4 protein-coding genes are annotated in these 3233 nt (G+C 75.7%); all 4 read left to right on the top strand.

The window, feature by feature from the left end; translation table 11 throughout:
• A partial coding sequence (locus CBZ_RS19360) for a sensor histidine kinase (RefSeq protein WP_246013556.1) occupies positions 1 to 623 on the top strand: 623 nt, incomplete at its 5' end.
• Entirely contained in the window at positions 620 to 1333 is a 714-nt protein-coding gene (locus CBZ_RS19355) for a response regulator (RefSeq protein ID WP_130783078.1), read from the top strand. The genes CBZ_RS19360 and CBZ_RS19355, both read left to right, overlap by 4 nt.
• A gap of 181 nt (positions 1334 to 1514) precedes the next feature.
• Positions 1515 to 2330 carry an ABC transporter ATP-binding protein gene (locus CBZ_RS19350; RefSeq protein ID WP_373862207.1) on the top strand — a complete coding sequence of 272 codons (816 nt, stop codon included), beginning with the start codon at positions 1515 to 1517 and terminating at the stop codon, positions 2328 to 2330.
• The coding region (locus tag CBZ_RS19345; RefSeq protein WP_130783077.1) for an ABC transporter permease at positions 2330 to 3233 on the top strand (904 nt) is incomplete at its 3' end. The genes CBZ_RS19350 and CBZ_RS19345, both read left to right, overlap by 1 nt.

Genomic DNA, 3233 nt, shown 5'->3' with positions numbered 1-3233 from the left:
CGGGCCCGCCCGCGACAGGCGGCGTGCCCGTGGTCGCGGACCCGGCCGCCCCGGGCCAGGCGGGCCGTGCTCCCGGGACCGGCTCGCCGCCCGTGCCCGCCCTGGCCGCCGCCGAACCGGTCTTCACGCCCCAGCCCGCCGTCGAGGACGTCCCCGGGCTCGTCGACCAGGTGCGGGCCAGCGGCGTGCGCGTGTCGCTCGTGCGCATGGGCACGGCCCGCCACCTCCCGCCCGGCGTCGGCCTCACCGCGTACCGGATCGCACAGGAGGCGCTGACGAACGTCCTCAAGCACGCCGGCCCCGACCCCCGGGTCACCGTCGTGCTGTCGTGGCGTCCCGACGACCTCATGCTCGAGATCTCCGACGACGGCCGCGGGGCCGCCGCCGACTCCGACGGGCTCGGTCACGGGCTGCTCGGGATGCGCGAGCGTGCCGCGATGTTCGGCGGGACCGTCAGCACCGGACCCCGCCCCGGCGGCGGCTACCGTGTGCGGGCGGTGCTGCCGACCGGCCCCGCCTCACCGGGCAGCGGCACGACGAGCGCGCGACCCGCCCCGCCGACGCCCGACCGGCCCGCGCCGGCCGACCACCCGACCGGACCCACGCGACAGGACGACCGATGACCGAGCCGACCACGACTCCCGTGCGGGTCGCCCTCGTCGACGACCAGCAGCTCGTGCGCGCGGGCTTCCGCATGGTCATCGACTCGCAGCCCGACCTGCAGGTCGTGCTCGAGGCCGGCGACGGCGCGCAGGCGGTCCAGGCGCTCGGGCCCGCCGCGGGCGGCGTCGACGTCGTCCTCATGGACGTCCGCATGCCCACCATGGACGGGCTCACCGCGACCGCCCACATCACCGCCGCGGGCACCGACGCCGCACCCGCGCCGCGGATCATCGTCCTGACGACGTTCGACCTCGACGAGTACGTGCTCGCCGCGATCCGCGCCGGCGCGAGCGGGTTCCTGCTCAAGGACGCCCCGCCGGAGGAGATGCTCGCCGCCATCCGGACCGTGCACCGCGGCGACGCCGTCATCGCCCCGTCGAGCACCCGGCGCCTGCTCGAGCACCTCGTCACGGTGCTGCCGCCCGAGGCGTCCGACTCCCCCAGCGAGCCCGCGCGCCGGGCCGTCGCCGAGCTCACCGACCGCGAGCGCGAGGTCCTCGTGCTCATGGCCAAGGGCCGGTCCAACACCGAGATCGGCCAGGACCTGTACGTCGCCGAGGCCACGGTCAAGACGCACGTCGGCCGGATCCTCGCCAAGCTCAGCGCCCGCGACCGCGTGCAGGCCGTCGTCACCGCCTACGAGACCGGGCTGGTGCGGCCCGGCGAATGACGTCCGGTGCGCCGAGGGTCGCACCGCGGGACCCGCGGCGTCGGTCCCAGGTCGGACCCCGGGGCGTCCGGGAGCAGACCGCGGCCCGACGCGGCGGCCAGGTGCCCCGACCTAGCGTGGACGTGACATCGAGCGCCCGCGTCGACCGACGCGGGCACCACGCCACCCGCCGAGGAGCACCGTGGACACGACCGTGTACGTACCGTCCGGACCGACGCCGGGGACGCCGCCGCCCACCGGTGGCGTCGCCTCGAGCGCGCGAGGGCTGACGAAGGTCTACGGGCAGGGCGCCGCCGCGGTCCGAGCGCTCGACGGCGTCGACGTCGACTTCGCGGCCGGTGCGTTCACCGCGATCATGGGCCCGTCCGGCTCGGGCAAGTCGACGCTCATGCACCTGCTCGCCGGCCTCGACCAGGCCACCTCGGGTGAGGCCGTGCTCGGCACGACCCGGCTGAGCACGCTCGACGACGGCGCCCTCACGCGGCTGCGCCGCGACCGCGTCGGGTTCGTCTTCCAGTCCTTCAACCTGCTGCCGATGTTCACCGCCGAGGCGAACATCCTGCTGCCCCTCGAGCTCGCCGGGGCGCGCCCCGACGCGGCGTGGCTCGACACGCTCGTCGACACCCTGGGCCTGCGGCAGCGCCTCACGCACCGGCCGAGCGAGCTGTCCGGCGGGCAGCAGCAGCGCGTCGCGATCGCGCGCGCCCTCATCGCCAAGCCGGACGTGGTGTTCGCCGACGAGCCGACCGGCAACCTCGACTCCCGGTCCGGCGCCGAGGTGCTGAGCTTCCTGCGCCGCTCCGTCCGCGAGCTCGGGCGCACGGTCATCATGGTCACGCACGACCCGACGGCCGCCGCCTACGCGGACCGCGTCGTGCTGCTCGCCGACGGTCGGATCGCCGGCGACATCGCCGACCCGACCCCCGACGCCGTGCTCGCGGGCCTCGACGCCCTGCGCACCCTCGAGACGACGTCCGAGCCGGCGGTGACGGCCTGATGCTGCGCCTCACCCTCGCGCAGATGCGCAAGAGCGTCGGCCGGCTCTCCGCCGCGGCCGTCGCCATCGCCATCGGCACCGCGTTCCTCGCGGCGACGCTCGTCGCTGGCGACGTCATGCAGCGCACCGGCTACGACTCGGTGACCGCGACCTACGCGCAGGCCGACCTCGTCGTCTCCGACGCCACGACCGACGACCTCGGCACGATCCGCGCGACACCCGGCGTCGAGGCCGCGGCACCGCTGGTCATCGCCGGCACCGAGCTCACCCACGGCGGGCGCTCGACGTACCAGGTGCTGCTCCCCCAGCCCGACGACCCGCGGCTCGAGTCGGTCGTCGTCGCCGAGGGCACGATGCCCACCACCGACGGCGAGATCGCGCTGCCGCAGACCACCGCGGACCGCCTCGAGGCGTCGGTCGGCGACGAGCTCGCGAGCGTCTTCAGCGTCGAGCAGGACGGCGAGTGGGTCGCCACCGAGGAGCAGGTGACGCTCGTCGGGATCGTCGACGACCCGGCCGGCGCCTGGGCCATGTGGGGCGGTGCGGGCATCGCGACTCCCGACGACCTCGCCCGCTGGGGCGGGTTCGGCGACGAACCCGTCGGGGCGGACGTCCTCGTCGTGAGCGACGGGTCCGCGAAGACGCAGGCGGCGCTCGCCGCGGCCCTGCCCGAGGCGGAGGTGCTGACCAAGAGCGAGGCCGCCCAGGAGTCCATCGAGCAGGTCACCGGCAACGGCAACGTGCTGCTCATGGTCGTCCTCGGCTTCGCCGCGATCGCGCTGCTCGTCGCGTCGCTCGTCATCGCGAACACGTTCCAGGTCCTCGTCGCGCAGCGCGCCCGCACCCTCGCGCTGCTGCGCTGCGTCGGGGCCGTCAAGGGGCAGCTCCGCCGGTCGGTGCTGC

The organism is Cellulomonas biazotea (assembly GCF_004306155.1).
In the GTDB taxonomy this organism is placed as follows: Bacteria; Actinomycetota; Actinomycetes; order Actinomycetales; family Cellulomonadaceae; genus Cellulomonas; species Cellulomonas biazotea.
This window is presented reverse-complemented; position numbering and strand designations above follow the sequence as displayed.

What these genes read in the sequence shown, in the direction of transcription:
- CBZ_RS19355 (WP_130783078.1), top strand. Translation starts at nt 620, where the DNA reads ATGACCGAGCCGACCACGACTCCCGTGCGGGTCGCCCTCGTCGACGAC.